The sequence below is a fragment of the Acidithiobacillus marinus genome, assembly GCF_002847505.1.
Taxonomy (GTDB): Bacteria; Pseudomonadota; Gammaproteobacteria; order Acidithiobacillales; family Acidithiobacillaceae; genus Acidithiobacillus; species Acidithiobacillus marinus.
Map to the genome: position 1 here is coordinate 1 of NZ_MXAV01000017.1, position 26,357 is coordinate 26,357.

Genomic DNA, 26,357 nt, shown 5'->3' on the forward strand with positions numbered 1-26,357 from the left:
CCCTGGTTGATGAGTGAACTGGACATGAAAGCCATCTGGAAACATGTGGGCATATCCGCATTTCGACACTTTCTGTTTGTATCCCATATGTGGTTGGGTATCGCCAGCACCATCGTGATTGTCCTGTTCTGGCTGATGGTGGCACAGAATGCCCAGTTGCGTGCTCATTTGTTTCCTTATCATGGTGTCTATTTTTCACGCATTGTGAAAGATATTCGGGGCGCCGCCCGGGGTATTTTCCCTCCCGCCGGTATGCGTGGAGGGTTGCCAGGCCTGGTACATGGCCTGGGCCTTTTGGCGATTTCGGCCATGGGCGTTTCAGGTGTGGTGATGTTTGTCATGATCTATGCAGCAGGGGGTGTTAAACCAGGCAGTGCTTACGCTATCCCTCATGCTGTTCATTCCCTGGTTGCCAATCTGGTATGGGCATACTGGTGGGGTCACATCGCCATGGCTTTGTTGCATGCCTTGCGTACCCCACGGATATTGCGGATATTCATTCCCTAATTCTGCGCTAACCCTGGGTAGATACCATGCATAAACGGATGGGGCAAAAGTTCCATTCGTTTCTCAACACATGCAACAGGAGTGATGTCATGAGCGTATCTAAAAGGATGGTCGGTGGAATTCTGGGAGGGGTTTTGTTTTTGTCTGCTTTCGGGGCTTACGCTTTTGCCGGTCAGCAGATGGCGGGCGAGGCAAAAATCAGTATCGAACAGGCGCGTTCAACGGTTTTGCGCGTTTATCCGGGAAAAATTACGGATCAGGAGTTGGAAAAAGAGAAAGGCGGCAGTGGGTTGCGCTATTCTTTTGTGATCAGAAACGGGCATGTCAGCCATGAAGTGGGCATAGATGCCCTAACCGGGGCCATCCTGGAGAACTCCCTGGAAGGCGACCATGCTGATTGATCAAGGGGTTACCCTGGTCTGATGAACCCGCTCCACGGAGCGGATAATTGTTTGCTTCGCAGGGAGTTTATCACTACACAATGCGTATTCTTCTGGTGGAAGATGATCAAATGATTGCTGAGGCCATTTCAGTCGCTCTCAAAGACGCCGCCTATGCGGTGGATTGGGTGGGTGATGGTGAAACAGCATTACGGGCTATCGCCAATCAGGAACACCAGGTCATTCTTCTGGATTTGGGATTGCCAAAAGTGGATGGTTGCACTGTGCTGCAACATGTCAGAGCCGCTGGGAACACCATACCTGCCATTATTATTTCTGCCAGGGATGGATTGTCGGATCGTATCGAGGGGCTGGATCTGGGAGCCGATGATTACCTGGTCAAGCCATTTGCCATGGATGAGTTGCTGGCTCGTCTGCGGGCTATTATTCGCCGTCAGTGCGGGCAGGGTTCCCCTATGCTGGAAAACGGTACTCTAAAGTTGGATTTAAGTACGCATATTGCACAGGTTGACGAAATATCTGTGCTATTGACCCATCGGGAATTTGCCTTGTTACAGGCTTTATTATTACGCCCCGGCGCAGTACTCAGTCGGGCCCAACTGGAAGAGCGTTTGTACGGCTGGAATGAGAGCATCGAAAGTAACAGCATTGATTTTCTGATCCATGGACTGCGCAAGAAACTGGGTGCTGAAATCATCAAGAATGTGCGTGGTGCTGGCTGGATGGTTCCGCGTCCATCATGAAGCATTCTTTGCAAAGGCGTTTGTATATTGGCTTGAGCGTGGCCATCGTCGGCATGGGGTTATTAGCCGGTCTTGCGTCCTTCTTTCTGGCCCTCAATGAAGCCCAGGTATATCAGGATGCTTCCTTACAGCAGATTGCGGCGCTGGTGCCTCCACATCTCTGGCAACGAGCGGATCACTATGACCAGAGTCCGGTGGATGAAGACCCGGATGCTCGAATCATCGTTGAGCTCTTATGTCCTTTGCATTGCCATGGGAGCGAAGCACCCTTGAAACTTCCCCCGCAGCTGTCAGCGGGTTTCCACACAGTGGTGGTGAATGGCCAGGATTGGCGCATTTTTGTAAGGCGGCAAGGGCCGGATAATGCCTTGGCGGTGGCGCAGTCCACCGATGTGCGTAGTGATGCCGCATTTGCCAGCGCCCGCTGGACTTTTTTACCTTTGTTGTTTCTGGTGCCTTTATTGATGTTTTTTTCGCGGATGATCGTCCGGCGGTCTCTGGCATCGATCCAGAATCTGGCTCTGGCCCTGGATCGGCAAAACTCTGACCGTCCTGAGTCACTCAGCATGGAAGATGTGCCGACAGAAATCGCACCCTTTATACAAGCCATCAATCGCCTACTGGAAAGGATTCGCGTGTTGCTGGAGCAGGAGCGTCGCTTTATCGCCGATGCTGCCCATGAATTGCGCACGCCGTTAACCGCTTTGTCGCTTCAGGTGCAGAATCTGGGTCGTGCCGATTCTCTCAGTGAATACCAACAACGCTTGCTCCCGCTGCAAAAAGGTCTGGAGCGCTTTGCCCATCTACTTGAACAATTGCTGGGCTTGGCCCGGCAGCAGGCGACTGTTACGAGTTCCGAGCGGGTAAATCTGGTGGATACTGCCCGGCAGGTACTGGAGGATCTGTATCCGCTGGCAGATCGCAAAAAAATCGATTTTGGCCTGGACGCCCCATCTCCAATATGGGTGCAGGGCAGTCCTGCCGCTTTTCACAGCTTGTTACGCAACGCCGTAGATAATGCCTTACGCTACAGTCCTGAGCACTCAGAAGTGACGATAAGTGTCCGGAGTGAGGGCAGTGATGCACTCCTGGAAGTGATGGACAGCGGTCCAGGTATTCCCATGGCGGAGTCAGAACGTATATGGGAGCCTTTTTACCGTATTCCCGGTACAGAAGAAGAGGGCAGTGGATTGGGTTTAAGTATTGTCCTCGCCATCGCCGATCAACTGGGTGGACAAGTTTCCCTGCGTCCTCGACCCGATCGCTCCGGGTTGCTTTTCAGTTATCGACAAAAACAAGTCAGCTCAGAGAATGATGGAGTCTGAGCCGCTAAGTCTCGCCTAATACAATCATGAGATACTGATAAACGAGGGGTTTGCTGAACCTCAACGTGGTTTATTCATTTTTCAGGGAGTACATGGTTCATGAGGTTCAGATGTTGGCAGATCATCATGGGTGGTGGGCTGTTGCTGCTGGCCGGTTGTGCGCAGTATCAGGCAGCCCCCTTGGCTGACCATCTTGCCTCTGTCCAGGAAGTAGATCGGGAAATGGCGGCGGCTTTGACGCGGCTCCATCCCCATGCCCAGGATGTGAATCTGCAAGGGCCTTTTTCCGGTAGGACCCTGGGGGTGATCACGGTCTTGCTCAACCCACATTTGCGGGCCATGCGCGCCCAGCTCGGGGTTGCCAAAGCCCAGGTGTTTGCGGCGGGCCTACTGCCGGACCCGCAGTTGTCCCTCAGTGCGGATTTCCCCAGTAATGTGGGAGCCGGGTATTACCAGGGCTATAGCATGGGGCTGAGCTGGAGTCTCGCCAGCCTCTTTACTCGTTCTGCTAATCTGGATATTGCCCGTGCCCAGGAAAAGTCGGTGCACTATCAGGTGGCCTGGCAGGAGTGGATGCAGGCCGGTAATACCCGGGTTCTTACCCGCCAGCTCTATTATTTGCAGGAACAGGAAGCTGTTGCGGCGGCGGCGGCGAAAACCGCCGGGAAATGGTATCAGGCCTCTGCCGAGAACCTGCGCTTGGGTGACAGCACCATTACCACCAGCACCTTGCGGCAAATTGCCTGGCTGGATAGTCAGGATCGGGCCCTGGCTTTACGTCGTCAGGTAACGGCCACCCGGCAGAAGCTCGATGCCTCCATCGGCTTGCCACCCGGGATGATGATTCAGGTCCGGCCGCCGCAACTCTGGAAGCAATTGCCCGATGCCGCACGCTTGCTGGCCTTGGCCGGGCGCCATCGGCTCGATCTGCTGGCGCTGCGGGCCGGTTATCAGGCCCAGGAGGCGCGGGTGCGGCGGGCCATTCTTGGTCAATATCCCGGTTTCACTATCGGTTTCGGCAAGGCCGCCGATACTTCCAATGTGCAAACATACAGCCCCAGTCTGACCCTGGATATTCCCCTCTGGAATCGCAATCGCGGGGCCATTGCCCAAGCCGAGGCTTCCCGCACCCATCTGCGGGAAGCCTACCGTGCCCGGCTCTTTCAAACCCGCGCCGATATTTTTCGCCTGGTGCAGGATCTCCGTCGCTTGTCGCAAGAAATCCAGCCACTTCGGCAACAGGTGCCAAAACTGGAGCAAGCCGAAAGCCGCTTGCGTAGGGCGGCCAGTGAACATGATGTGACCTTGCTGGATTACGAAACCGTACGTAGCCAGTCCCTGGCCAAGCGTTTGCAGTTGCTGGCTTTGCAGGAATCCTTTGCCACCCAACAGGCAGCACTGGAACTGGCCGTGGGTTTACCCGTTGCAGATTGGGGGAAGCAGAAATGAAAAAATGGTTTCCAGCTTGGCAGATGCTGGTTTGGGGATGTTTTCTGTATGGGTTATTCGGGGGAATGGCTATAGCCGAAGTTTCCGCTTTGGTGAAAACTACGCCGGTACGGATGATGTACATGGCGGATCAATTACGGGTCTATGGGACGGTGGAGTTTGCGCCGGAGGACGGCCGAACCATCGTGCTGCCCGCCGAAGCCCTGGTCAGTCAGGTACTGGTGGCTGCCGGACAGCGAGTCCGACAGGGACAGCCCTTGCTACAGGTGCAACCCTCGGTCAGCGATCAGCTGCAGCTCAAACAAGCGGAAATCGCGCTGAAATTCGCCCGGGCCGAGCAGCGGCGGGTGACCAGTCTGCGGCAGCGGCAGCTGGCGACCAATAGCCAGGTGCAAAGTGCCGATCAAGCCCTGGCCCAGGCCCATGCGGCACTGCAGGACATCCGGTTGCGCCTGCAGTCCTTAGAAAAAGGCCAGGTGAGCTCTCCCATCAGCGGGGTGGTAACCGTTGTGCATGTCCATCAAGGTGACCTGATCGCCGCTGGTCAGCCTTTGCTCAGCCTGAGTACGGGAAGCGGCCTGCGCGTCTTGTTGGGCGTGGAGCCCGGTGATCTGCCGCGCATTCGGGTAGGTGATTCAGTGCTGCTGCGCCCGGTATATGGGGGGACCGAGGTTCAGGGGAAAATCACTCAGATTTACAGCCAGATCGACCCACAAACCCGTCTTGCGCAAGTGGTGGTACCTTTGCCCGCCCGGCCGGATTTGTTGCCAGGAGCCATGCTCCGGGCGGAGATCGTCCTGCATCGTCAGGAGGTGTTGGCCGTCCCCGATTCGGCTGTCCTGCAGCAGAATGGTAAGTCCTACTGTTTTGTGGACGTGGCCGGTAAAGCCCAAAAACGCTGGGTGGAAACCGGCTGGCAACAGGGCGGCTGGATTGCGGTCAAGCAGGGATTGCAGGCCGGGGATGCGGTGATCAGCCTGGGTAACTACGAGCTGAAGCCCGGTATGGCTCTGCGGGTAGAGGGGCAGTCCTGATGGGGGCCTGGCTCTTGCAACATCGTCGCTCCCTGCTTTTTTTGCTCTTTGTGCTGGTGGTGGCCGGACTCCTCTCTGCCACGAAAATGCCGGTGGCGCTTTTCCCCAACGTGGTTTTCCCGCGCATCGTCGTGTCGGCCGACGCCGGCAATATGCCCATTCCCCAAACGGAAATTGCTGTGACCCGACCCTTGGAACAGGCCTTGCGGGCAGTCCCCGGTGTGCAGCACATTCGCGCGACCACAGCCCGTGGGGCCACCGAGGTTTCGGTACAGTTTGCCTGGGGCAGCAACATGACCGAAGCCCTCTTACAGGCGGAGTCCGCCGTCAACAAGGTCTTGCCCACCCTGCCACCCGGCACCCGCTTTAGGGCCCGGCGGATGGATCCGACGGTATTTCCGGTACTGGGGCTGTCTCTGACATCGGACCGCTTGGATGCGGTCGCCCTGCGTCGTTATGCCGAATATGACCTGCGTCCTCTGTTGCTGGCCATTCATGGGGTGGCGCAGGTGGATGTGCAGGGCGGGGCGCGTGAGGAATATCAGGTAGTTGTGGACCCCATGCGTCTGCAGAGTTATGGCTTGACCCTTGCTGCCGTGGAAAAAGCGTTGCGTAACGGGAATATCATTACTGCCGTGGGCCGCTTGCAGCGCCATTATCGGCTCTATCAGATTCTGAGTGAAAGCCCCCTGAAAAATATCCATGATATCAAGCATATAGTCCTCAAGACGGGGACGGCGGGGGTCGTGGACCTGGCCGACGTGGCCCAGATCCGGGTGGGAACCGCACCCCGATGGACCACGGTGACGGCCAATGGCAAAAACGCCGTGCTGGTGAATATCAAGCAGCAGATGGGGGCCAATACGGTGGCCATCGATCATGCCATCCGCAGCTTGCTACGCCAGGATGCCAGCCGTATTCCGCCGGGTGTCAAACTGAGCGTTTGGTATGATCAAAGTCAGTTGATTACGGCGGCAGCCGCCAGTGTGCGCGATGCGATTTTCATTGGCGCCGCTCTGGCGGCGCTGGTGCTCCTGGTATTTTTGCGCAATCTGCGGCTGACTTTCATCGTCGCGCTGGTCTTGCCCAGCGTGCTTTTAGCCAGTGTGCTGGTGCTCTATGTGTTGCATCAGAGCTTCAATATCATGACCCTGGGGGGAATGGCGGCGGCAGTGGGGCTGGTGGTGGATGATGCTGTGGTGATGCTCGAACACATCATGCGTCGTCTCACCCAAAAGCCCGATGAGCTTGCGCCGTTTGAGAGTGAGCCGAGCACGATTCTGCGTTCCGCCCTGGAAATGAGCAAACCCCTGGCTGGGTCATCGGCCGCCACCATCATCATTTTTCTGCCTCTGGCGTTTTTGTCGGGCGTGACCGGCGCTTTTTTTCAGGCCTTGGCCATTTCTATTGCTGCCGCACTTCTGGTGTCCTTTCTGGTGGCGTACCTGGCCGTCCCCCTGCTGGCCGATCTGTTTCTGCGCCCACAGGACGCCGAGAAGGCCGAACATGAGGGGCGTTTTCTGTCCTGGTTCAGTGCCTGGTACGGCCATCATCTGGAAAAACTCCTGCAACGTCCCTGGATTTTATTGGGGATCGTGCTGGGTTTTTTGCTGGTGGGCGGCTGGTCCTATACCCAGGTGGGGAGTGGTTTCATGCCCGCCATGGATGAGGGCGGTTTCGTGTTGGATTACACTGCGGCTTCGGGTACCTCCCTGGTGGAAACCGATCGCTTGCTGGACCAGGTACAGCAGATTCTGGCGAAGAATCGGGATGTGGCCAGCTATTCGAGGCGCACCGGACTGCAGTTGGGCGGCGGTATCACTGAAGCCAATACCGGGGATTTTTTCATCCGTCTCAAGACCCGGCGACAACATTCCATCTGGCAGGTGATGCAGAGTGTTCGTCAGCAGATCCATGATCAGGTTCCGGGATTGCGGCTGGAAACTGGACAACTGATGGAAGACCTCATCGGCGATTTGACGGCGGTGCCCCAGCCCATCGAAATCAAGATGTTCGGTGCCAACGAGCAGACTCTGCAAAAACTGGCCCGTCAGGTAGCCGCTGAAATTGGCCAGGTGCCGGGGGTGGTGGAGGTCTTCAATGGCATCACCATTGCCGGTGATGCGGTGGATATTCATGTGGACCCCGTAAAAGCGGCCCTTGCAGGAATGACCCCGGCAGAGGTGACCAGCCAGTTGCAAAGCTTGATGGAAGGGCGGGTCGTCAGCCGGATTCCCCATGGTCAGGAGATGATCGGCGTGCGCATTCGCGCTCCCCGTGCCCAATGGGATGCCATCCGACGTCTGCGCCAACTCCCCATCATTGCGCCCGATGGCCACTATCTGGCCCTGGGGCAGGTTGCAGAAATCCGCCGACAATCAGGGCAGGCCGAACTCCATTCGGAAAACCTCAAGCCCATGATCGCGGTGACGGCCCGGATCGAAGGTCGAGCCATGAGCAAGGTGATGGGCGAGGTCAAGGGTCGGCTGGCCCATCTGCAGCTTCCTCAGGGCGTCTACCTGCAATATGGTGGATTGTACCGCGAACAACAGCAGTCCATGCGCGAACTGGCTCTGGTACTCCTGGCGGCCATTCTGCTGGTAACGGTGTTGCTGCTTTTCCTCTATGAGCGTTTTACGGTGGTGCTGAGCATTCTGGCGACGTCTCTTCTGGCCCTGGGCAGCGTCTTTGTCGGCCTGTGGTTGACGGGTACGGAGCGCAACATCACGGCGATGATCGGGATGACCATGATTGTCGGTATCGTGACGGAAACAGCCATCTTCTTTTTTGCGGAGGCCCGTTCTGCCGAACGCCACGAACTGGTGCGGGCAGGAAAGGCGCGACTGCGCCCGGTGCTGATGACGGCCATCATCGCCATTCTGGCCCTCTTGCCCCTGGCGCTGGGCTTGGGGGCTGGGGCGCAGATGCAGGCGCCTTTGGCCATCGCCATCATCTCCGGTTTGCTGGCGGAAATTCCGCTGGTCCTGCTGGTGATGCCGGCGCTGTATGCCTGGCTGGAACGGCTGGTGCAAAAAGGACCAGTACCTATGCAGCACTGATCCATAGTTTTAACCTCAGCATACGCTATGCGGAGCGTCTGGCCGGTGCCGGTGTGGCTGCTTCTGTCGGCAGCACCGGGGACAGTGACGATAATGTCCTGGCGGAAACCATCTATGGACTGTACAAAGCTGAGGTGGTTCATCATCTGGGTCCCTGGAAAAACCGGTCAGCCGTAGAGATCGCCACCCTGGAATGGGTGCATTGGTATAACCATCAGCGACTCTTCGGTCCTCTGGGCTATATCCCTCCCGCAGAAGCTGAGGCAAACTATTATGCGCAGCTCGTGGAGCAGCCCACCAAGGCCACTTGAAGTACAAAAATTACCTTCCACTGAACCCGGGGCGGTTCACTTCTTCGCATTCCTGGAGGATGATCGGCGGGAACTCCGGATTTTCTGCCTGTAAGTGGATGGTTGCCCCCACTCGGCGCAGGCGTTTGACGGTCAGTTCTCCATTGATGGCGGCCACCACGATTTTACCATCACTGGGAGTAATGGCCCGGTCTACAATGATTTCATCGCCATCAAAGATACCGACATCCCGCATCGACCAACCAGAAACGCGCAGAATGAACGTCGCTTCCTGGTGCTGGATGAGATGCACGTTCAAATCCATCTGTTTTTCGATGTAATCATCGGCGGGAGAGGGGAACCTTGCCGCAATCCGGGACAGCATCAAGGGGAAAAATACTCTGCGTTGGGTGCCACCCAAGGGGTGTGGGGCGAAAGCCCGCAAAGAGCAAGATTCCATAATAACCTCAAGGCAGACGTGAACAGTGTATATTTATACAGCAACCATCCCGATGAGCACAATCTCCCGACCCAAAAAAGCATCTACCGCTAGAACCTAACTCGTGTCTTGGTTAAAGAACCCTTTTTTCTAATTTAACCGTATCCTAGATACTTAACTCTGTTCCAGATTTCTCGTATAACGGGTTATGAGGCATCGACAAATTTCTTCCTGAAACCAATGAGCGAAGGCAGACTGAGCCGCTCGCCCTGTATGTATGTCAAATGTGTCGCGGTATTCGCGCAATGTGATGGTTCCGAGTGCCATCAGCCAATCACCCCAACAACTTCACCAGATCCTCAGCCTTCAAATGGGTGTATCTCTTGAGCATCTGTAAGGTCTTGTGACCGGTGATGCTGGATACTTGCATGGGATTTAATCCCTTTTCAAAGAGGCGGCTGGTAGCTTCGTGGCGCAGATCGTGAAAGTGTAGCCCTTTGATGCCCGCGCGTTTGCAGGTTCGGGAAAAGCTCAAATGAATGGCTTCATACGTTGTGTCAAAGACTTTGCCGTTCATACTCCGTGGCAAACTTTTCAATACTTCCATAGCCGTGCTGGATAAGGGGACCGTTCGGGGTTCACCGTTTTTGGTTTCCGGCAGAAAGGCCGTCTGCTTTTTCATATCCACATGCTTCCAGAGCAAGCCCGTGGAAAGAACAGGGCGTTCACCCGTTTCTGGATCCGTTGTTCCTTTGGTTTCGAGTATTTCACCCGCTCGCATGGCCGTCTCGATGGCAAAGCGAACAACCGGAAGCAACCAGGGTGTTTGAGCCTTACGGCACTCATCCAGCAACATAGTTTCTTCGTTGTCTATCAGTCGCCGATCTCGGCCCTGGGGCAGTTTCGGCTTTCTGGCCTTGGCGATTTGAACAGGATTGTTCAGACCCTCCATTCCCCACTCTGATACAGCTACACTAAATAAATGGGAAACGACACCCAGATGCAGGCTGATTGTCTTTGGTGCTTTCCCCTCATTTTCCATTTCCTTGATGACACCAACTATGTCTTTGCTGCGAATACGCGATAATGAAATTTCCGCTACTGCCCTTGTTTGCCATTGTCGGATGAAACCTAACTCACGATTACCGGCTTTTTTACGAGGGATCACTTCGTCGGCATAGCGGGTAAGTGCTTCATGTAATGTGGTTGCATCCGCTTCGGATTGATCACGCCAATGACCGCGCTCCATGTCCGTCTCAACGGACATGGCCCACGATTTAGCCTCTACCTTACTGCGAAAAGTTTTCGATTGTGCAGGGAACCCTTGCTTTCGGATTTTGACCTGCCAACCGGTCAGCGTTTTCTTGTTTGGCGTTTCTGGATATACCGCATAACGTGGGGTGATCGTAGCCACGGGGACACTCCGGGGACAGTGATTTTTGGAGTTACTGTCCCGAAATTGTCCCAAAAAGTCAACTGAAAACAAAAAAGAGCCTGAATCTTCATTCAAGCCCTTGTTTTTATTGGTGCGCTCGGAGAGAGTCGAACTCCCGACCTACTGGTTCGTAGCCAGTTGCTCTATCCAGCTGAGCTACGAGCGCGATGAAAGCGTAATATAGCGATTGTACTGGCCGTGGTCAACTGGCGTGATCGTGATTATGGTGCCTATTTACTGGTCGAGGAACCCTGGTGTTAAGAGTTTCCCTTGGGGGAACAAAGACATTTGTGCTGCGTTACTCCCTCAGTCGTTAAGCACGACGGCTACCGCTTGAAAGGTATGGCTCCGGGAATATCCACGAACACTAGCGGAAGCCCGAATCAGGGCCAATGCAATTGGAGAATGGCAAGCGTTACCAAGTGGATTTTGTCATGCAGCATCAGGGCAAGTCCGCGATGTTATAGTGCTTTTGGAACCCATACCCGAGCAACACCTGCTGCGTGCTCAGGTCGGGAGCATCGTGGAAAAGTTGGACCCAGGTTACATGGAAGTTGAGTTCTTTGTGGTTGACGACTATGTCACCCTGGCGATTGCTGAGGATTTGCGCAGCATAATATAAAGGGTGTTGTTCAGAAGCTTTTCGCAGCTAAGGATACATCATGTCATGATGGCTATCATCTGAAAACTTTCACCAAAGCTCACCTAGAAATCAGCGTCCAGGATCGGCCCGCATTCGTTGTTTTGTACAAGCGCGTCAGATGCTGCCTTGACGAAAACGAGGTGGCTAAAACGTATCCCGTCGTCCGATCAGGAAACGAGATACTATAAGGGGACTGGAGCAGTCCTGGCAGCGCCCCGTACGGTCGGGACGGAGGACTCCAGTGCTTTCCGCCATCAGTGGTGCCAACCACTTGCCATGTACCGGCTTCCCCGCAGGCCCAACACATGCCCGAAGCAAACGCATCATGGTCCGACACGGGATCCATGGGGCCTGGCGATAAGCCGGGTCCGGATACCGCCGCTGCGCTGGGAGCCGGTCCAGCCCCGGCGGTATTGCGGGCCATAACGGCGGTCCAGTGGATACCGCTGACACTCCGGTACAGGGTGTAAGATTCCTGGTTCATTCCCGCACCCCCAGGGAGCATGACCCAGACCGCGCCATCGGGCGCGCTGCGAATCTCGCCACCAATCATGACCCGATGGGTAGGCACGGAGGGGATAATCAACTGGGACGATGTCCATGACTTGCCTCCGTTGCGTGTGCTGTATACCGTGCTCCTTTCTAGCACCCAACCCTTGGCAGCGGTCACAAAACTTACGCTCTCCGCCGGTTGCTTGAGTATAGTCCATGTTTCTCCGCCGTTGCTGGTTTTCAGGAGATCCCGCTTCAGGGTCACGACATACCCCACCTGGGAAGTGGGCCAGGACGCCACATGAATGCCGCGTGCAGGCACTCTGCCAGCAACCGCCCATTGGGCACCACCGTCAATTGTCTTGAGCACGGTCGTCGAATTACCTGCTTGACCCCACGCATAGCCGACTTGGGCACTGACCATCTCAAGGCCCGAGACATCGACTGATCCGTGATATACCCGGCCCCAATCTGTCCCACCATCCAAGGTCTCAAAAATAACACCAGCCCCCGCCACATATCCAGTCGAGGCTTGTGTGAAGTCCACAACCTTGAACACCACGCCCGTGGGCAACGGACCAGATAAAACCCGCTTGGGATGCGGTGCATGGATAAGGGCATGCTCGGGGCTTACGGTAGGGTAGTCATGTGAAAACAAGTTATCCAGACCCCAAATGCACAGCACCACCAGAATGACGGCTGTGACAGCCGCCGCAACAGGACCATATTGCCATGCTGTTTTTGAGGGACTTTTCTTCATGGGCCATCCTGATATCAATCAGCGCCGCTCACACCGGGCACCTGTTGTAATGGGTTGCCCCTGGAAGGGATCTTGTTTCCGAAGAAATTCCGCAACATCTTGTTTGATATGGTGCCGTTGAGGGGAATCGAACCTCTGACCTACTGATTACGAATCAGTTGCTCTACCGACTGAGCTACAACGGCGTGGGCGCGATTGTACCTGTCATAGAGCATTGCGACAAGAATCCGATGTCCCTCTGGTAATCTTTTTCATCCCTTGATTTGCAAATCGTTCAAGGTGATATTTGCAGACCAGATGCGGGAATTATTCCCGAACCGACGGTGCCACGTTGAGGAGATCCGCAGTGCGCCATATTGCTTTCTTCCTGGCTGTTTTTGCAATATTTTTTGCTGAAATGGGCAGCGCTTCAGGCGAGCCCTCATCCATGCCTTTTGTTGCTCCGGGACTCTGGCTGATAGTGAGTGATGTGCATACTGCTTCGGGACAACACAATCAGATGCGCCAGGAGGAGTGCTGGAACCAGCGTGGAGAATCTGCCCAGGCTTCTGTCATTACGGGCCAGAGTGCAGCTACTACCCAAAACCGTGTCACTAACACCACCAAGCAATCCACCGTTCAACTGCACACATTTATTTCACCGGATATACGTATGGATCAGGAGCTGATTTTCAAACGGGAAGATAGAGATTTGCGCCACGCCACTATGACCGGTCATGGCGATATGGTGGCCCCCGGTAATCCCATGATGAATGAAACTTTTACCCAGCATGGTCACTGGCTCGCAGCGGATTGTCCGGCAGTCCTGCCTGCCGCTCAGGTCCGGGTAATGAAGTCAGCCCAACTGCCGGGAATGATTGCTCTGCAGCAATTGGCGGCTCAACTTAAACGGGCGGACCCGCATCCTAATGGTCCTTGAGTATCGCCTGTAGTTACCTATATTTTCAAATGCCGAGGGCGGTAAGATCAGAGTAAGTTCCAGCAGCAGACCAACCACATTTTGGTTTGGCGCTGGTCAGGAAAAATTACCGGGACATTGCGTGGGGATCTCAACATGGAGGGAGCTGCTGTTTATGAAAATTAATTTTCGAATGAAGCGCTTGATATTAGCCGGAATCCTGTTGGGTATGGCTTGCCCGGCTTGGGCCGTTTCCATCATTCCGGGTGAATGGGAGACCATGAGCCACATCGCAACTCCGGCAGGAATGCAGGTGATCAACAGCAAAGTCTGTCACTCCGGTACGGGGGTGACAGAATTGCTGAGCCGTCAGCAAGGAGAACAGTGCGGGCCGTGGCGACAGATCTCAGCTTCTGCCGACAGCACTAGGATAATGGAGACCACCTGTAGCCAAGCGGGTTCAGGTGCAGGAGGGGATCCACTCATGATCCATGTTCGGGCGACCATCCGTGTTGCCCGGGATGGTCGTTCGGCTCAGGGAGAAGTGCTGACGAGCGGCACCGTGAATGGAACGCCGTTTACAGCACCACCCACCCACTTTAGATCCCGTTATCTGGGGGCTTGTCCGGGGCGTGATGGACGCCCATAAGCGCGCTCCAACGCCCTGAGATAAGTCAGAAATTACGCGCTTTCTTCAGGAATCATCTCCCGGCGGTGGACATAAAAGCCTTTCAGATAGCTGCTTTCGGGTACGGCAGGGTGAATGGGGTGATCCATATCCTGGGTACCTTCAGCGATGATGGCGTAATCGCCTCTTTGCGCGCCGAAGGCAATATGATTGAGCAGGGTTTCGCGACTGAGATGGTGGGAACAGGAGGCAGTAAACAGGATGCCGCCCGGCGCCAGCAGACGCATGGCCAGATCATTGAAGCGGCGATAGGCAATGCTACCTTCCTTGAAGTCTTTTTTGGATTTGATCAGGGCCGGGGGATCGAGGACGATCAGGTCAAACTGTTCACCACGATCCCGCAGTCTGGCGAGGCTATCCATGGCATCGTCGTGGATGACCCGGATGGGGGCCACGGCATTACGCTGAGCATTCTCCTCCAGTAGCTTCAGCGCCGGTGCGGAACTGTCTATCGCCGTTACCTCCTGGGCCCCTGCCTTGGCCAAAGGAATGCTGAAAGCCCCCAGATAGGCGAAGCAGTCCAGAACCCTTCGTCCTGCGGCATGGGCCATCAGGCGGCGACGGTTGGCGCGATGATCGTAAAACCAGCCGGTTTTTTGGCCGCCATAGGGGTCCATCTCAAATAAACAATCATTTTCCCAAACGGATAAGCGCTCCGGAACCTGCCCGGTCAAAACCTCGACCCGCTCTTTCAGCCCCTCCAGACGGCGTGCAGCGCCACCTGCTTTCAGCAAAATACCGGAAGGGCGCAATAAGGCTTGCAACGCCGCAGTAATCAGCCCGATATCCTGCTCCATGCCGAGACTGCCAGGTTGCAAGATCAGCGTATCCTCGTAGCGATCAATAATCAGGCCCGGTAAGCCGTCGCCCTCACCATGTACCAAACGATAAAACGGAGCGGAAAATAAGCGCTCGCGCATGCGTAAAGCCTGGAGCAGACGTTCCTGATAAAAATGCTGGTCGATAATCTGATGAGGATTTCGGCTGAGCAGGCGCCCGCAGAGAAGGGTATGAGGATTGATATGGGCCAGACAAATGGCCTTGCCTTGGGCGTCTTCGATTGTGCAGACGCTGCCCGGAGCCACGTCCTGCAAAGGTGTTTTGGCGACGTCAATTTCATTGCTGTAAATCCAGAGATGGCCGGCGCGCAGGCGGCGGTCTTCCTTGGGACGCAGGCGCAGGGTAGGGTAAATAGTGCTTGAAGACATGATCAAAACCTGTAGGAAAAAGGAGTTTGCCGGTTATTCCCCAGACCGACAGGGAAGAGGCGAGAGGGTACATTTTACAGATATTTCGTTGATCCGTATATTGAGTGCGCCATGTATTTTATCCGCTGCCACGCTAGTCAGCCACTCAGGAGATGATCTGTGCCTATTGTCGATAATATTCGTGCCATTCGTTGGGAAGATAACCGGCTGTGTTTGCTCGATCAGCGCCTTCTGCCGCAACAGGAAATCTGGTTGAAACTCCGGGATTATCGTGAGGTTGCCGTCGCTATTACCCAGATGGTGGTGCGGGGCGCTCCCGCTATCGGTGTGACAGCAGCCTATGCCATGGCTCTGGCAATGCATGACATGCGCGAATTTGCGGACTGGCAGTCACGTTTGGCAGGAGCGGCCGCCGAGATCAAGGCGGCTCGACCGACAGCCGTCAATCTGGCCTGGGCGACGGATCGGCAGTTAACGCTGGCGCAAAAAGAGACTTCTTCTGCTGAGGCTGCCGCCACTATTCTGTTGCAGGCTGCCCATGATCTGCTAGAGCAGGACATTGCCGATAATCAGCAGATGGGTCGTCATGGTGCAGCTTTGTTACCCGAGCAGGGCGGCATTTTAACCCATTGCAACACCGGAAGCCTCGCGACCGGTGGTTACGGGACCGCTCTGGGGGTTATTCGTGCGGGCATTTCTGCCGGTAAACAGCTCCAGGTGTATGCGGATGAAACCCGCCCCTGGCTTCAGGGTGCGCGCCTCACTGCCTGGGAATTGCAAAAAGATGGTATTCCCTTTTATCTCAATGCAGACAGTGCGGCGGCTTATCTGATGCAACAGGGGCTCATCCAGGCGGTGATTGTCGGTGCTGATCGCATTGCCGCCAATGGCGATGCGGCCAACAAGATCGGCACCTACAGTTTGGCGGTTCTGGCCCAGTATCATCGCATCCCTTTTTATGTGGCAGCACCCCTGAGCACCGTGGATTTTGCCATGCCAGCTGGCGCTGGCATCATCATCGAAGAGCGTCCGGAAAGCGAGGTGCGGCAATGTGCAGGCCATGATGTGGCTCCGGCCGGAGTTCAGGTACGTAATCCGGCATTTGATGTGACGCCTGGGGCCTTGATTACGGCAATTATTACGGAAAGAGGCGTGGCCCGGCCGGACTATCTGCACAGCCTCGCAGCGCTGCGGGTCTGAAGCATGCAGAATGTTTCCGCTTGTGGCATAATGCTGCGTTAAAATAATCAAGGATATCCGGTCTCCACATGATAGATTTCGCCAAAGAAACCATTCCCGTCAGCCTCGAAAAGGAAATGCGCCAGTCCTATCTGGATTACGCCATGAGCGTGATTGTCGGACGGGCCCTTCCGGACGCCCGTGATGGCCTGAAGCCCGTGCATCGCCGCGTACTTTTTGCCATGCACGAGATGAACAATGACTGGAACAAGCCTTACAAGAAATCGGCGCGTGTGGTGGGTGACGTCATCGGTAAATATCATCCCCATGGGGATACGGCCGTATATGACACCATGGTTCGCATGGCCCAGGATTTTTCCATGCGCTATCCCCTCATTGACGGGCAGGGCAACTTTGGTTCAGTGGACGGCGACAGCCCCGCCGCCATGCGTTACACCGAAGTGCGTATGGCCCGTATCGCCCATGAAATGCTCGCCGATCTGGAAAAGGAAACGGTGGATTTCGGGCCGAACTATGATGAAAAAGAATGGGAGCCTCTGGTCATGCCAGCGCGCATTCCCAATCTGCTCATCAATGGATCTGCGGGTATCGCGGTGGGCATGGCTACCAATATTCCCCCGCACAATCTCACGGAAATCATCAACGCCTGTCTGGCGCTGGTAGATGATCCACAGATCGCCGATGAAGCGCTTTTCGAGCTGGTGCCAGCCCCGGATTTTCCGACAGCCGGTTACATTCTTGGGCGGGCGGGGAGCATTGAGGCATATCGCAGTGGCCGTGGCCGGGTAGTCATGCGCGCCCGCACGGAATTTGAGACGGACAAAAAAACCAACCGACAGAGCATTATTGTCACGGAATTGCCCTATCAAGTGAACAAGGCGCGGCTGATTGAACGCATTGCCGAAATGGTCAAGGAAAAGCGTCTGGAAGGCATCAGTGACCTACGCGATGAATCGGACAAATCCGGCATGCGCATTGCCATCGAACTCAAACGGGACGCCAATGCCGATGTGGTGCTGAATAACTTATTCCAGCACACCGCCATGCAAAGTGTGTTCAATATCAATATGGTCGCCTTGTTGGATGGTGCCCCCCGGACCCTGGGCTTGCGCGACCTGCTGCAGGCTTTCCTGCAACACCGTCGTGAAGTAGTGACTCGGCGCAGTATTTTTGAGCTGAAAAAAGCCCGTGACCGCGCCCACATTCTGGAAGGACTGGCGGTAGCACTGGTCAATCTGGATCCTCTCATCAGTCTGATTCGCGCTGCGGCAAACCCGGCGGAAGCCAAGGCGAAAATGCTGGCACGAGTCTGGGAACCGGGCATGGTGGCCGCCCTGCTGGTGGAGCGGGGCGAGCCTTCGGAGGGTATGCAGGCCGATGGTTATCATCTTTCCGAAGCCCAGGCTCAGGCCATTCTCGACCTGCGTTTGCACCGTCTGACAGGGCTGGAGCAGGATAAAATTCGTGACGAATATCTGGGTCTGCTGAACCGGATCAAGGAGTTGCTGGAAATTCTCGGTTCCAACCAGCGCTTGATGGAAGTGGTTCGGGAAGAGCTAGTGGCCATTCTCGATCAGTATGGGGATGAGCGCCGCAGTGAAATCCTGGTGGATACGGGCGATATCTCCAATGAAGATCTGATTGCCGAAGAAGAAATGGTGGTGACCTTTACCCACGCGGGTTATATCAAGGCGCAACCGGTCACGGTATTTAATGCTCAGCGCCGGGGTGGCAAGGGCAAAATGGCGACGGCGACCAAGGAAGAAGACTTCGTGGAGCGCATGTTCTGCGCCTCTACCCATGCTTACTGCCTGTTTTTCAGTAATCTCGGCAAGGTCTTCTGGCAAAAGGTCTATCAATTACCCCAGGCCGGGCGAGGGGCCAAGGGCAAGCCCATTGTCAATTTATTATCACTGGCGCCTACAGAACGCATAACGGCAGTACTGCCGGTGCGGGATTTTACCGAAGGGCAGTTTGTCTGCATGGTCACCGCCCAGGGCGTCGTCAAAAAAACCCCGGTCATGGATTATTCCCGGCCGCGCAGTCAGGGCATCAATGCCATCAATCTGGATGATGGCGACCGTCTGGTCAGCGTCTGTCTCTCCGATGGACAGCGCGAGGTCATGTTGTTTACCCGGCATGGCATGGCGGTGCGATTCAACGAAGAAAAAGTCCGGGCCATGGGTCGTAATGCCCGGGGGGTGCGCGGTATCACTCTGGAAGAAACGGATCGGGTCATTTCCGCGCAGTTGGTGGATCCTGATCAAGTGGTGCTGACCGCCACCACCCATGGCTATGGCAAACTGACGACGGTGGAGGAATACCGGCGCACCAATCGCGGCGGGAAAGGCGTCATCGCCATCCAGACCAATGCGCGCAACGGGCAGGTGGTCGGTGCCCTGGCCGTCAGCGAAATGGACGAGCTAATGCTGGTTTCTGACCGTGGTACCTTGATCCGCATTGCGGTGGACAGCATCCGCCGGACTGGCCGTAATGCGCAAGGTGTGCGTCTGATTAATCTCGGCGAGGGAGAGCAACTTGCCGGGATGGCCCTCATCGCTGAATCTGATGAAGAGGAGGGGGAGCAGGCACTGCCCCAGGAATAGTCTATGAATGAGCCGGTATATAATTTCGGGGCTGGTCCTGCCATGCTGCCAGCTGCAGTACTGGAGCAGGTACAGGGAGAACTGCTGGATTGGCAGGGCCGAGGTATTTCCGTGATGGAAATGAGCCATCGCAGCGCAGACTACATGCAAATTATTGCGGAAGCCGAGCAGGATCTGCGGGATCTTATGCATATTCCGGCGAATTATAAGGTGCTGTTTTTGCAGGGCGGGGCGACCCTCCAGTTTGCCATGGTCCCCCTCAATCTGTTGCGCGGGCATGCCCGGGCCAGTTATGTGCAGACGGGTATCTGGTCGGAAAAAGCCCTGCAGGAAGCCCGGCGCTTTGCTGAAGTGGAAATCGCTGCCAGCAATGCCGACCGCCAGGCTCGCCTGGTGCCCCCCCAGTCAGAGTGGCGGGTGAGCCAGGATACGGCTTATGTGCATATTGCCGGTAATGAAACCATTGGCGGTGTGGAGTTTGATTTTATTCCGGATCTGGGCGATGTACCGCTGGTCAGCGACGCTTCTTCGCATATTCTGTCGCGGCCAGTGGATGTCAGCCGTTTTGGTCTGATTTATGCCGGTGCCCAGAAAAATATCGGTCCGGCGGGTTTGACCCTGGTGATTGTCCGCGAAGATCTGCTCGGCCATGCCCCGACCAATACCCCCACCATGCTGGATTATGCCGTGCAAGCCAAAGAGGGGTCCATGCACAATACGCCGCCGACTTTCGCCATTTATGTGGCGGGTCTAGTATTCAAATGGTTAAAAAACAATGGTGGCCTGCAGGCCATGGCTGAGCGTAATCAGCGCAAGGCGGCCTTGCTCTATCAGGCCATTGATGCCTCCGGGGGTTTTTATAGCAACCCGGTGGAAGCGCGGAATCGTTCGTGGATGAATGTGCCTTTTTTCCTCAAGGAAGCAGGCATGAATGGGGCATTTTTGCAGGAAGCCGAAGCACGGCACTTGCTCCAGCTGAAAGGACACCGGCTGTTGGGCGGTATGCGCGCGTCCATTTACAATGCCATGCCCGAAGCGGGCGTGCAGGCGTTAGTGGATTTCATGCGGGATTTTGCCCGCCAGCACGGCTAGGAGCGCAGATTTTGCAAAAACCCATACGCAGCCTGGCAGCATTGCGTACCGCCATCGATCAGGTCGACAGCAAGATTCTGGCGCTCCTGAGCGAACGGGGGCAGCTGGCTCATGAAGTGGGTGAATTGAAACGAGCGGATGGAGAGACGCATTTTTATCACCCTGATCGGGAATCAGAGATCCTGCGGCGTATCATGCAGGAAAATCCTGGGCCTTTTACGGATGCCCAGGTGGCTAGCATTTACCGGGAAATCATCTCGGCGGGTCTGGCGCTGGAAGAAGCTCTGCAAGTGGCCTATCTGGGGCCAGCGGGAACTTTTTCCCAGATGGCGGCGCAAAAACATTTCGGTCACTCAGCCCAGTTTCAGCCCGCCAGCAGCATTTCAGAAATTTTTCGTCTGGTCGATAGCGGCCAAACCCAATTTGGCGTGGTTCCTGTCGAGAACAGTACCGAAGGTTCCGTCAATCTGACCCTGGATTTGTTGCTGGATTATCCGCTGCAGATTTGCGGCGAAGTCCAGCTGCGGATTGTGCATAATCTGGTGGCGAAGATCCCCATGGCGCAAATTAGCCGGGTGTATGTGCACTATCAGACCCGGGCCCAGTGTCGCCAGTGGTTGGCAGCATCGCTCCCTCATGTGGAACTGGTGGATGTTCCCAGTAACGGGGTGGCGGCCGAACGAGCCAGCAGCGATCCCGAAGGGGCGGCCATTTCGACGACCGCCGCCGCTGAAGCCTATGCCCTCGACATTCTGCAAGCGGGGATCGAAGACAACCCCGAAAACACCACCCGTTTTCTGGTGATTGGCAAGATCGCCACGCGCCCTACCGGTCAGGACAAAACCAGTCTGGTGGTGGCCGGCATCAATCGTCCCGGCAGCCTGCATGCCCTCTTGTCGCCCCTCGCAGACGCCAATGTCAGCCTGACCCGCATTGAATCGCGGCCTGCCCGGTCGGCGGTCTGGGAATATGTGTTCTATCTGGATTTGTTGGGGCACTGTCAGGATCCCGTCTTATCTCCGGTGCTGAACGCGCTGGCAGAGCAGGCTTCTTTTTATCGTTGTCTGGGCAGTTATCCCAAGGCGGTATATTAATGACCTTGAATTTTCTTGAATATGCAGCTCCGGGTGTGGCTGATTTACGTCCTTATCAACCCGGCAAACCCCTCGCTGAACTGGAACGGGAGCTGGGCATTCGCGATGCCATCAAGCTGGCTTCCAATGAAAACCCGCTGGGTCCCAGCCCTCTGGCTCTGGAAGCCGTGCGCGGAGCTCTGCCAGATTTGGCCCGCTATCCCGAAGGTGGAGCGCCCGAATTGCGGGCAAGACTGGCTCAACAGCATGATCTGGAACCGGGGCAATTCATTTTTGGGAATGGCTCTGATCAGGTCATTGAAATGGCGGTGCGTGCCTTTGCGGGTCCGGGTAGCGAAGTGATTGTTTCTCAGTATGCTTTTGCCGCCTATGCCATTGCCGCCCAGGCGAGCGGTGCTCTGGTCAGGACGGCCGCTGCCCGCAATTTTGGTCATGATCTGGATGCCATGGCCGCCTTGCTCAGTGAGCGGACGCGCTTGGTCTTCATAGCTAATCCCAATAACCCCACAGGCACCAGCTTGTCAGGCAATGCGCTGGAAACCTTTATCGACAGTGTCCCGGCCCATGCCCTGGTGGTACTGGATGAGGCCTACTTGGAGTTGATGGACGACCCGAACTATCCCGATGGCCGCCAATGGCTGGGGCGCTTCAGCAATTTGTTGGTGACCCGGACTTTTTCCAAGGCTTATGGGTTGGCTGGCCTGCGCTGTGGGTACGGCATGGGCCATCCAGACCTGATTGCAGTCCTGGAAAGGGTACGCCAGCCCTTCAATATCAATACGCTGGCGCAGGTGGCGGCGCATGCGGCACTGCTGGATCACGCGCATCTGGAAGCGACGCGCCGCAATAATCGCCAGGAAAGGCAAGTGCTGGCGGAGGGGTTGCGTAAATTTGGATTGACAATTCTTCCCCCTGCAGGCAATTTTACGGCCTTCGCCGTACCGGGGGGAGGGCAACGCGTTTACACAGCGCTTTTGCAGCGGGGTGTGATCGTGCGCCCTCTCAGTCCTTACGGCATGCCGGATCATCTGCGGGTGAGTGTGGGCCTGCCGGTGGAAAATCAACGTTTTCTGAAAATGCTGGGCGAGGTCCTGTAATCCCATGATCGTCATCGTCAAACCACAAGTGAGCGCAGAGCAGATGGAACAACTGCTGGAGCGCATTCGTCAGTATGGTCTGCAGCCTATGGTCAGCACCGGTTCGGAACGCACCGTGGTGGGCCTGCTGGGTGACGAACGCTTGTTGCCGGAAGGTGCGCTGGAATCCTTGCCCGCTGTGGAACAGGTTATGCCCATTCTGAAGCCCTATAAACTGGTCAGCCGTGAATTCAAGTCCACCGATACCATTGTCGAGGTCCGGGGGATTCCCTTTGGGGGCAAGCAGATTCAGGTGATTGCCGGTCCTTGTTCGGTGGAAACCCCCGAGCAAATGCGCAGTGCCGCCGAGGCCGTGAAGGCTGCCGGTTGTCGCTTGATGCGCGGCGGTGCCTTCAAACCCCGCACCAGTCCCTACACCTTTCAGGGGGTCGGTGACGAAGGTCTGGATTATTTCCGTACGGCGGCGGATGCAGTCGGTCTGCCGATTGTCACTGAACTGATGGATGTGCGGAAAATTGATCTGTTCCTGGAAAAAGGGGTGGATATCATTCAGATCGGCACCCGCAATATGCAGAACTTCGATCTGCTCAAAGAGGTGGGGCGTTTGGATGTGCCTGTCATTCTTAAGCGCGGTCTCAGTGCGACCGTCAAGGAATGGCTGATGGCAGCGGAATATATCGCCGCTCATGGAAATCACAAAATCATTTTTGCCGAACGGGGCATTCGTACCTTCGAGACTTCCTACCGGAATGTCCTGGATGTCACCGCCATCCCGGTACTCAAAAAAGAAACCCATCTGCCGGTGATTGTTGATCCCAGCCATGCGGGAGGAAAAGCCTGGCTGGTTCCTGCCCTTTCCAAGGCGGCCATTGCTGCCGGCGCCGATGGATTGCTGGTGGAATCCCATCCCTGTCCCGAAGAGGCTTGGTGTGATGCTGATCAGGCCCTCAGTCCTCAGCAGTTGCTGGCACTGATGGATGATTTGCACAAAGTCGCAGCAGCCATAGGCCGCGAACTGTAAAATGCCGGAGATTCCCTTTCAGCGGGTGGCGATAGTAGGCCTCGGGCTGATGGGTGGCAGTGTTGCCAAGGCATTGCGTGCGGCAGGATATGCGGGGCGCATTCGTGCCGCTCTGGCTGACGCTGCTGCAGTAGGAGCATTGCAGGAGAGTGCCGAAACCTGGCAGGTTGAATTGAGCCCGGTGTTGCCGGATGTGCTGGCCGATGCCGATTTGATCCTGTTGGCTACCCCGCCCAGGGTTATGCTGGGCCAACTTGAAGACATTGCGCGCTGGGCTGATGCAGCGGCGTTGGTTACGGACATTGCCAGTACCAAAAATACTATTGCTGGGCGCGCGACGGCATTGCTGGGTGCCCGTTTTGTGGGGGGACACCCGGTTGTCGGTAGTGAAATGACCGGTTTCCATGCGGCTCGTGAAGACTTGTATCGGGGAGCGCAAGTGGTGCTGACGCCTTTGCCGAGCCAGACCGATGCCCAGGCGGTGGAGAAGTTACGCCAGTTCTGGGTGGCTCTGGGTGCCGAAGTTCGGGAAATGTCGCCCGAAGCCCATGACGAAGCCTTGGCTGCCACCAGCCATGCCCCGCATTTGCTGGCTTATCTGTATATGGCCGGTCTCGAAGAGCGGCTGCCCGGGCTGGAAGATCTTGCTGGTGGTGGGCTGCGCGATTTTTCGCGGATTGTGGACTCCAATCCTGCGCTGTGGTCTGAAATTCTTCTGGAAAACCAACAGGCAGTGCGCCAACAATTGCAACAGGTCCAGCACAATCTGCAGCTCGCTGAGCAGCTGCTTGCCGTTGAGGATGCTGCTGGGCTGCAGTCCTGGCTGTCCCTTGGCAAGACCGTCCGTCAACAATTTCATTTTCCTCCGGTATCTGCCTGAATGACTATCCGCTATCTTGTGCGCCCCGGCTCGGCACTCAAAGGCCGCTTTCCTGTTCCCGGTGATAAATCCATTTCTCACCGCTCAGTCATCCTGGGTGCTCTGGCCGAAGGCGTTACGGAGATTAGCGGTTTGCTGGAAGGCGATGATGTGCTGGCCACCATTGCCGCCTTTCGGGCCATGGGCGTGGTCATCGCTGGACCGGATCATGGGCATTTGCGGATTGAAGGAGTCGGCCTGCGGGGCCTTAAAGCGCCGCAAACCCCTCTGGATTGTGGAAATTCCGGTACAGCGATGCGCCTCATGGCAGGTGTTCTGGCCGGACAGACTTTTGCCAGCACCCTGGTCGGTGATGCCAGTCTGCACAAGCGGCCCATGGGCCGGGTTTTACAACCCCTCACCGCCATGGGCGCGGAAATTCACGCGCAGGACGGCAAAGCGCCCCTGCAAATTCAGGGTAAGCCTCTCACGGGTATCCATTACGACATGCCGGTAGCCAGTGCCCAGGTGAAGTCCGCCGTTTTGCTGGCAGGCCTGTATGCGCAGGGTGAAACCTGTGTCACTGAACCGGCCCCCACCCGGGATCATAGTGAGCGCATGTTGAATGGATTTGGCTACATGGTTTCCCGGCAGGGCTCCAGCGCTTGTCTGCAAGGGGGTGGACGGCTCAGCGGGCAAAGTATGCAGGTGCCCGGCGATATTTCATCGGCGGCTTTTTTTCTGCTGGGGGCCACTATCGCCCCGGGCTCGGATCTGCTGCTGGAAGGCGTGGGAATTAATCCTACCCGTACCGGAATCATCGAGATTCTCACCCGCATGGGTGCGCGTATTGATCTGACCGCCCTGCGTGAAATAGGGGGTGAACCGGTGGCAGATATCCGGGTGCGTTATGCACCCCTGCAGGGTATTGATGTACCGCCGCATCTGGTGCCGCTGGCTATTGATGAATTCCCGGCCTTTTTTGTGGCGGCAGCCTGTGCCAAAACCCCCAGTACCCTCACCGGCGCCGAGGAGTTGCGAGTCAAGGAAAGTGACCGGATTACCGTGATGGCAGAAGGCCTGCGTGCCCTGGGTGTAGGGGTGGAAGAGCGCCCGGATGGGGCGGTGATTACGCCTGCTCCCATCAAGGGCGGGCAGGTGGATAGTCATGGTGATCACCGCATTGCCATGGCTTTTGCCATGGCTGGACTGGTAGCCTCGGGCAGCATTGAAATTCTCGATTGTGCCAATGTGGCGACTTCTTTCCCCAGCTTTCCGGCGCTGGCCCAAGCGGCGGGTTTAAGCCTGGAGCAGTTGAGCGCATGAGCAGGATTCCGGTGGTGACGCTGGATGGGCCAGGTGGGGTCGGTAAAGGCACCTTGGGGCGTTTGCTGGCCCAGGACATGGGCTGGCATTTGCTGGATAGTGGCGCCATATACCGCGCCCTGGCATTGGCTGCAGAGCGGGCCGGTATTCAACGGGATGATGAGGCTGGTCTGGTTCGCTTGGCCCTGGATTTGCCCTTGAGTTTTCGGGGGGATGGTGAGCAGACCCGGGTTCTGCTTGATCATGAGCTGGTGGATGAGGCGATCCGCACCCCGCAAATCAGTGCCCTGACCTCGCAAATTGCCGCTATTCCTGAGGTGCGCACGGCTTTGCTGCAACGCCAAAGAGATTTTATCCAGGACCCCGGCCTGGTCGCCGATGGCCGGGATATGGGTACGGTGGTTTTCCCGAAAGCGACATTGAAGGTTTTTCTGACAGCCAGCGCCGAAGAGCGTGGCAAAAGGCGACTCAATCAGTTGATGGAACAGGGGATTAGTGCTAACCTCGCCAGCGTTGTGGCGGAAATTGCCGAACGGGATGCCCGGGATCAACAACGCAGTGTCGCGCCGCTCCGGCCTGCTGCGGATGCTCATATTCTGGATACCAGTGCGCAAACAGTCGTCGAAACATACAGGGTCTTGCAGGCGTGGGTACAAACTGCGCTGCGGGAGAATTGAAACCGCCATTAATT

Annotated in this window: 23 protein-coding genes, 2 tRNA genes and 1 pseudogene; 20 read left to right on the forward strand and 6 right to left on the reverse strand. The window is 56.2% G+C overall.

The features are described from left to right. The 8 genes and pseudogenes from B1757_RS04830 to B1757_RS04865 form a co-directional block, all read left to right on the forward strand. The coding region (locus B1757_RS04830) for a cytochrome b/b6 domain-containing protein (RefSeq protein WP_101537244.1) at positions 1-507 on the forward strand (507 nt) is incomplete at its 5' end. A gap of 89 nt (positions 508-596) precedes the next feature. After that, positions 597-908 (forward strand): PepSY domain-containing protein, encoded by a 312-nt coding sequence (locus B1757_RS04835; protein ID WP_101537245.1) that lies wholly within the window; start codon positions 597-599, stop codon positions 906-908. A gap of 80 nt (positions 909-988) precedes the next feature. Further along, positions 989-1,651, forward strand: coding sequence for a response regulator transcription factor (locus B1757_RS04840; protein WP_101537246.1), 663 nt, complete (start codon positions 989-991; stop codon positions 1,649-1,651). Next, positions 1,648-2,976 carry a sensor histidine kinase gene (locus B1757_RS04845; protein WP_101537247.1) on the forward strand — a complete coding sequence of 443 codons (1,329 nt, stop codon included), beginning with the start codon at positions 1,648-1,650 and terminating at the stop codon, positions 2,974-2,976. The genes B1757_RS04840 and B1757_RS04845 overlap by 4 nt, the downstream gene beginning before the upstream one ends. Positions 2,977-3,075: 99 nt before the next feature. Beyond that, positions 3,076-4,425 (forward strand): TolC family protein, encoded by a 1,350-nt coding sequence (locus B1757_RS04850; RefSeq protein ID WP_101537248.1) that lies wholly within the window; start codon positions 3,076-3,078, stop codon positions 4,423-4,425. Next, the gene (locus B1757_RS04855; protein ID WP_101537249.1) at positions 4,422-5,459 is read left to right on the forward strand and encodes an efflux RND transporter periplasmic adaptor subunit; all 1,038 of its coding nucleotides are present in this window, start codon (positions 4,422-4,424) and stop codon (positions 5,457-5,459) included. The genes B1757_RS04850 and B1757_RS04855 overlap by 4 nt, the downstream gene beginning before the upstream one ends. Next, a complete protein-coding gene (locus tag B1757_RS04860) occupies positions 5,459-8,518 on the forward strand; it encodes an efflux RND transporter permease subunit (protein WP_101537250.1) in 3,060 nt (1,019 codons plus the stop codon). The genes B1757_RS04855 and B1757_RS04860 overlap by 1 nt, the downstream gene beginning before the upstream one ends. A gap of 14 nt (positions 8,519-8,532) precedes the next feature. After that, positions 8,533-8,829, forward strand: a pseudogene (locus tag B1757_RS04865) (integrase core domain-containing protein); the annotation flags it as partial. Between the two features lie 10 nt (positions 8,830-8,839). Here the strand turns inward: B1757_RS04865 and B1757_RS04870 are convergent. The 3 genes from B1757_RS04870 to B1757_RS04880 all read right to left on the reverse strand — a co-directional run bounded on the left by B1757_RS04870 (position 8,840) and on the right by B1757_RS04880 (position 10,848). Further along, positions 8,840-9,268 (reverse strand): LexA family protein, encoded by a 429-nt coding sequence (locus B1757_RS04870; RefSeq protein ID WP_101537251.1) that lies wholly within the window; start codon positions 9,266-9,268, stop codon positions 8,840-8,842. A 313-nt stretch (positions 9,269-9,581) separates the two neighbouring features. Further along, the gene (locus tag B1757_RS04875) at positions 9,582-10,661 is read right to left on the reverse strand and encodes a site-specific integrase (protein WP_253253711.1); all 1,080 of its coding nucleotides are present in this window, start codon (positions 10,659-10,661) and stop codon (positions 9,582-9,584) included. 110 nt (positions 10,662-10,771) lie between these two features. Further along, positions 10,772-10,848: transfer RNA gene (locus B1757_RS04880), tRNA-Arg, on the reverse strand. A 300-nt stretch (positions 10,849-11,148) separates the two neighbouring features. Here B1757_RS04880 and B1757_RS04885 point away from each other — a divergent pair. Next, positions 11,149-11,304 (forward strand): DUF4926 domain-containing protein, encoded by a 156-nt coding sequence (locus tag B1757_RS04885; protein ID WP_253253712.1) that lies wholly within the window; start codon positions 11,149-11,151, stop codon positions 11,302-11,304. A 79-nt stretch (positions 11,305-11,383) separates the two neighbouring features. Here B1757_RS04885 and B1757_RS04890 read toward each other — a convergent pair whose 3' ends face one another. Continuing rightward, positions 11,384-12,577 (reverse strand): WD40/YVTN/BNR-like repeat-containing protein, encoded by a 1,194-nt coding sequence (locus tag B1757_RS04890; RefSeq protein ID WP_101537253.1) that lies wholly within the window; start codon positions 12,575-12,577, stop codon positions 11,384-11,386. 109 nt (positions 12,578-12,686) lie between these two features. After that, positions 12,687-12,762, reverse strand: a tRNA-Thr gene (locus tag B1757_RS04895). A 161-nt stretch (positions 12,763-12,923) separates the two neighbouring features. Here B1757_RS04895 and B1757_RS04900 point away from each other — a divergent pair. Both B1757_RS04900 and B1757_RS15040 read left to right on the forward strand, forming a co-directional pair. Next, positions 12,924-13,496, forward strand: coding sequence for a hypothetical protein (locus B1757_RS04900; RefSeq protein WP_101537254.1), 573 nt, complete (start codon positions 12,924-12,926; stop codon positions 13,494-13,496). A 154-nt stretch (positions 13,497-13,650) separates the two neighbouring features. Further along, complete coding sequence (locus tag B1757_RS15040; protein ID WP_143484223.1) at positions 13,651-14,124, forward strand: hypothetical protein; 474 nt, start codon at positions 13,651-13,653, stop codon at positions 14,122-14,124. A gap of 32 nt (positions 14,125-14,156) precedes the next feature. Here B1757_RS15040 and B1757_RS04910 read toward each other — a convergent pair whose 3' ends face one another. Continuing rightward, entirely contained in the window at positions 14,157-15,371 is a 1,215-nt protein-coding gene (locus B1757_RS04910; RefSeq protein ID WP_101537256.1) for a class I SAM-dependent rRNA methyltransferase, read from the reverse strand. A 159-nt stretch (positions 15,372-15,530) separates the two neighbouring features. Between B1757_RS04910 and mtnA the strand changes: the two genes are divergently transcribed. The 9 genes from mtnA to cmk all read left to right on the forward strand — a co-directional run bounded on the left by mtnA (position 15,531) and on the right by cmk (position 26,343). After that, a complete protein-coding gene (gene mtnA / locus B1757_RS04915; RefSeq protein ID WP_101537257.1) occupies positions 15,531-16,571 on the forward strand; it encodes an S-methyl-5-thioribose-1-phosphate isomerase in 1,041 nt (346 codons plus the stop codon). 68 nt (positions 16,572-16,639) lie between these two features. Then, positions 16,640-19,177: a DNA gyrase subunit A gene (gene gyrA, locus B1757_RS04920; RefSeq protein ID WP_101537258.1), complete on the forward strand. Its 2,538-nt coding sequence runs from the start codon at positions 16,640-16,642 to the stop codon at positions 19,175-19,177. A gap of 3 nt (positions 19,178-19,180) precedes the next feature. After that, positions 19,181-20,269: a 3-phosphoserine/phosphohydroxythreonine transaminase gene (serC, locus tag B1757_RS04925; RefSeq protein WP_101537259.1), complete on the forward strand. Its 1,089-nt coding sequence runs from the start codon at positions 19,181-19,183 to the stop codon at positions 20,267-20,269. An 11-nt stretch (positions 20,270-20,280) separates the two neighbouring features. Beyond that, the gene (gene pheA, locus B1757_RS04930) at positions 20,281-21,363 is read left to right on the forward strand and encodes a prephenate dehydratase (protein ID WP_101537260.1); all 1,083 of its coding nucleotides are present in this window, start codon (positions 20,281-20,283) and stop codon (positions 21,361-21,363) included. Further along, a complete protein-coding gene (hisC, locus tag B1757_RS04935) occupies positions 21,363-22,460 on the forward strand; it encodes a histidinol-phosphate transaminase (RefSeq protein WP_101537261.1) in 1,098 nt (365 codons plus the stop codon). Before pheA ends, hisC begins: the two co-directional genes overlap by 1 nt. 4 nt (positions 22,461-22,464) lie before the next feature. Further along, the gene (gene aroF, locus B1757_RS04940) at positions 22,465-23,481 is read left to right on the forward strand and encodes a 3-deoxy-7-phosphoheptulonate synthase (RefSeq protein WP_101537262.1); all 1,017 of its coding nucleotides are present in this window, start codon (positions 22,465-22,467) and stop codon (positions 23,479-23,481) included. A gap of 1 nt (position 23,482) precedes the next feature. Continuing rightward, positions 23,483-24,361, forward strand: a complete 879-nt coding sequence (locus tag B1757_RS04945; RefSeq protein WP_101537263.1) for a prephenate dehydrogenase — start codon at positions 23,483-23,485, stop codon at positions 24,359-24,361. Continuing rightward, entirely contained in the window at positions 24,362-25,666 is a 1,305-nt protein-coding gene (gene aroA, locus B1757_RS04950; protein WP_101537264.1) for a 3-phosphoshikimate 1-carboxyvinyltransferase, read from the forward strand. Then, complete coding sequence (gene cmk / locus B1757_RS04955) at positions 25,663-26,343, forward strand: (d)CMP kinase (protein ID WP_101537265.1); 681 nt, start codon at positions 25,663-25,665, stop codon at positions 26,341-26,343. Before aroA ends, cmk begins: the two co-directional genes overlap by 4 nt. The last annotated feature ends 14 nt before the right edge of the window (positions 26,344-26,357 follow it).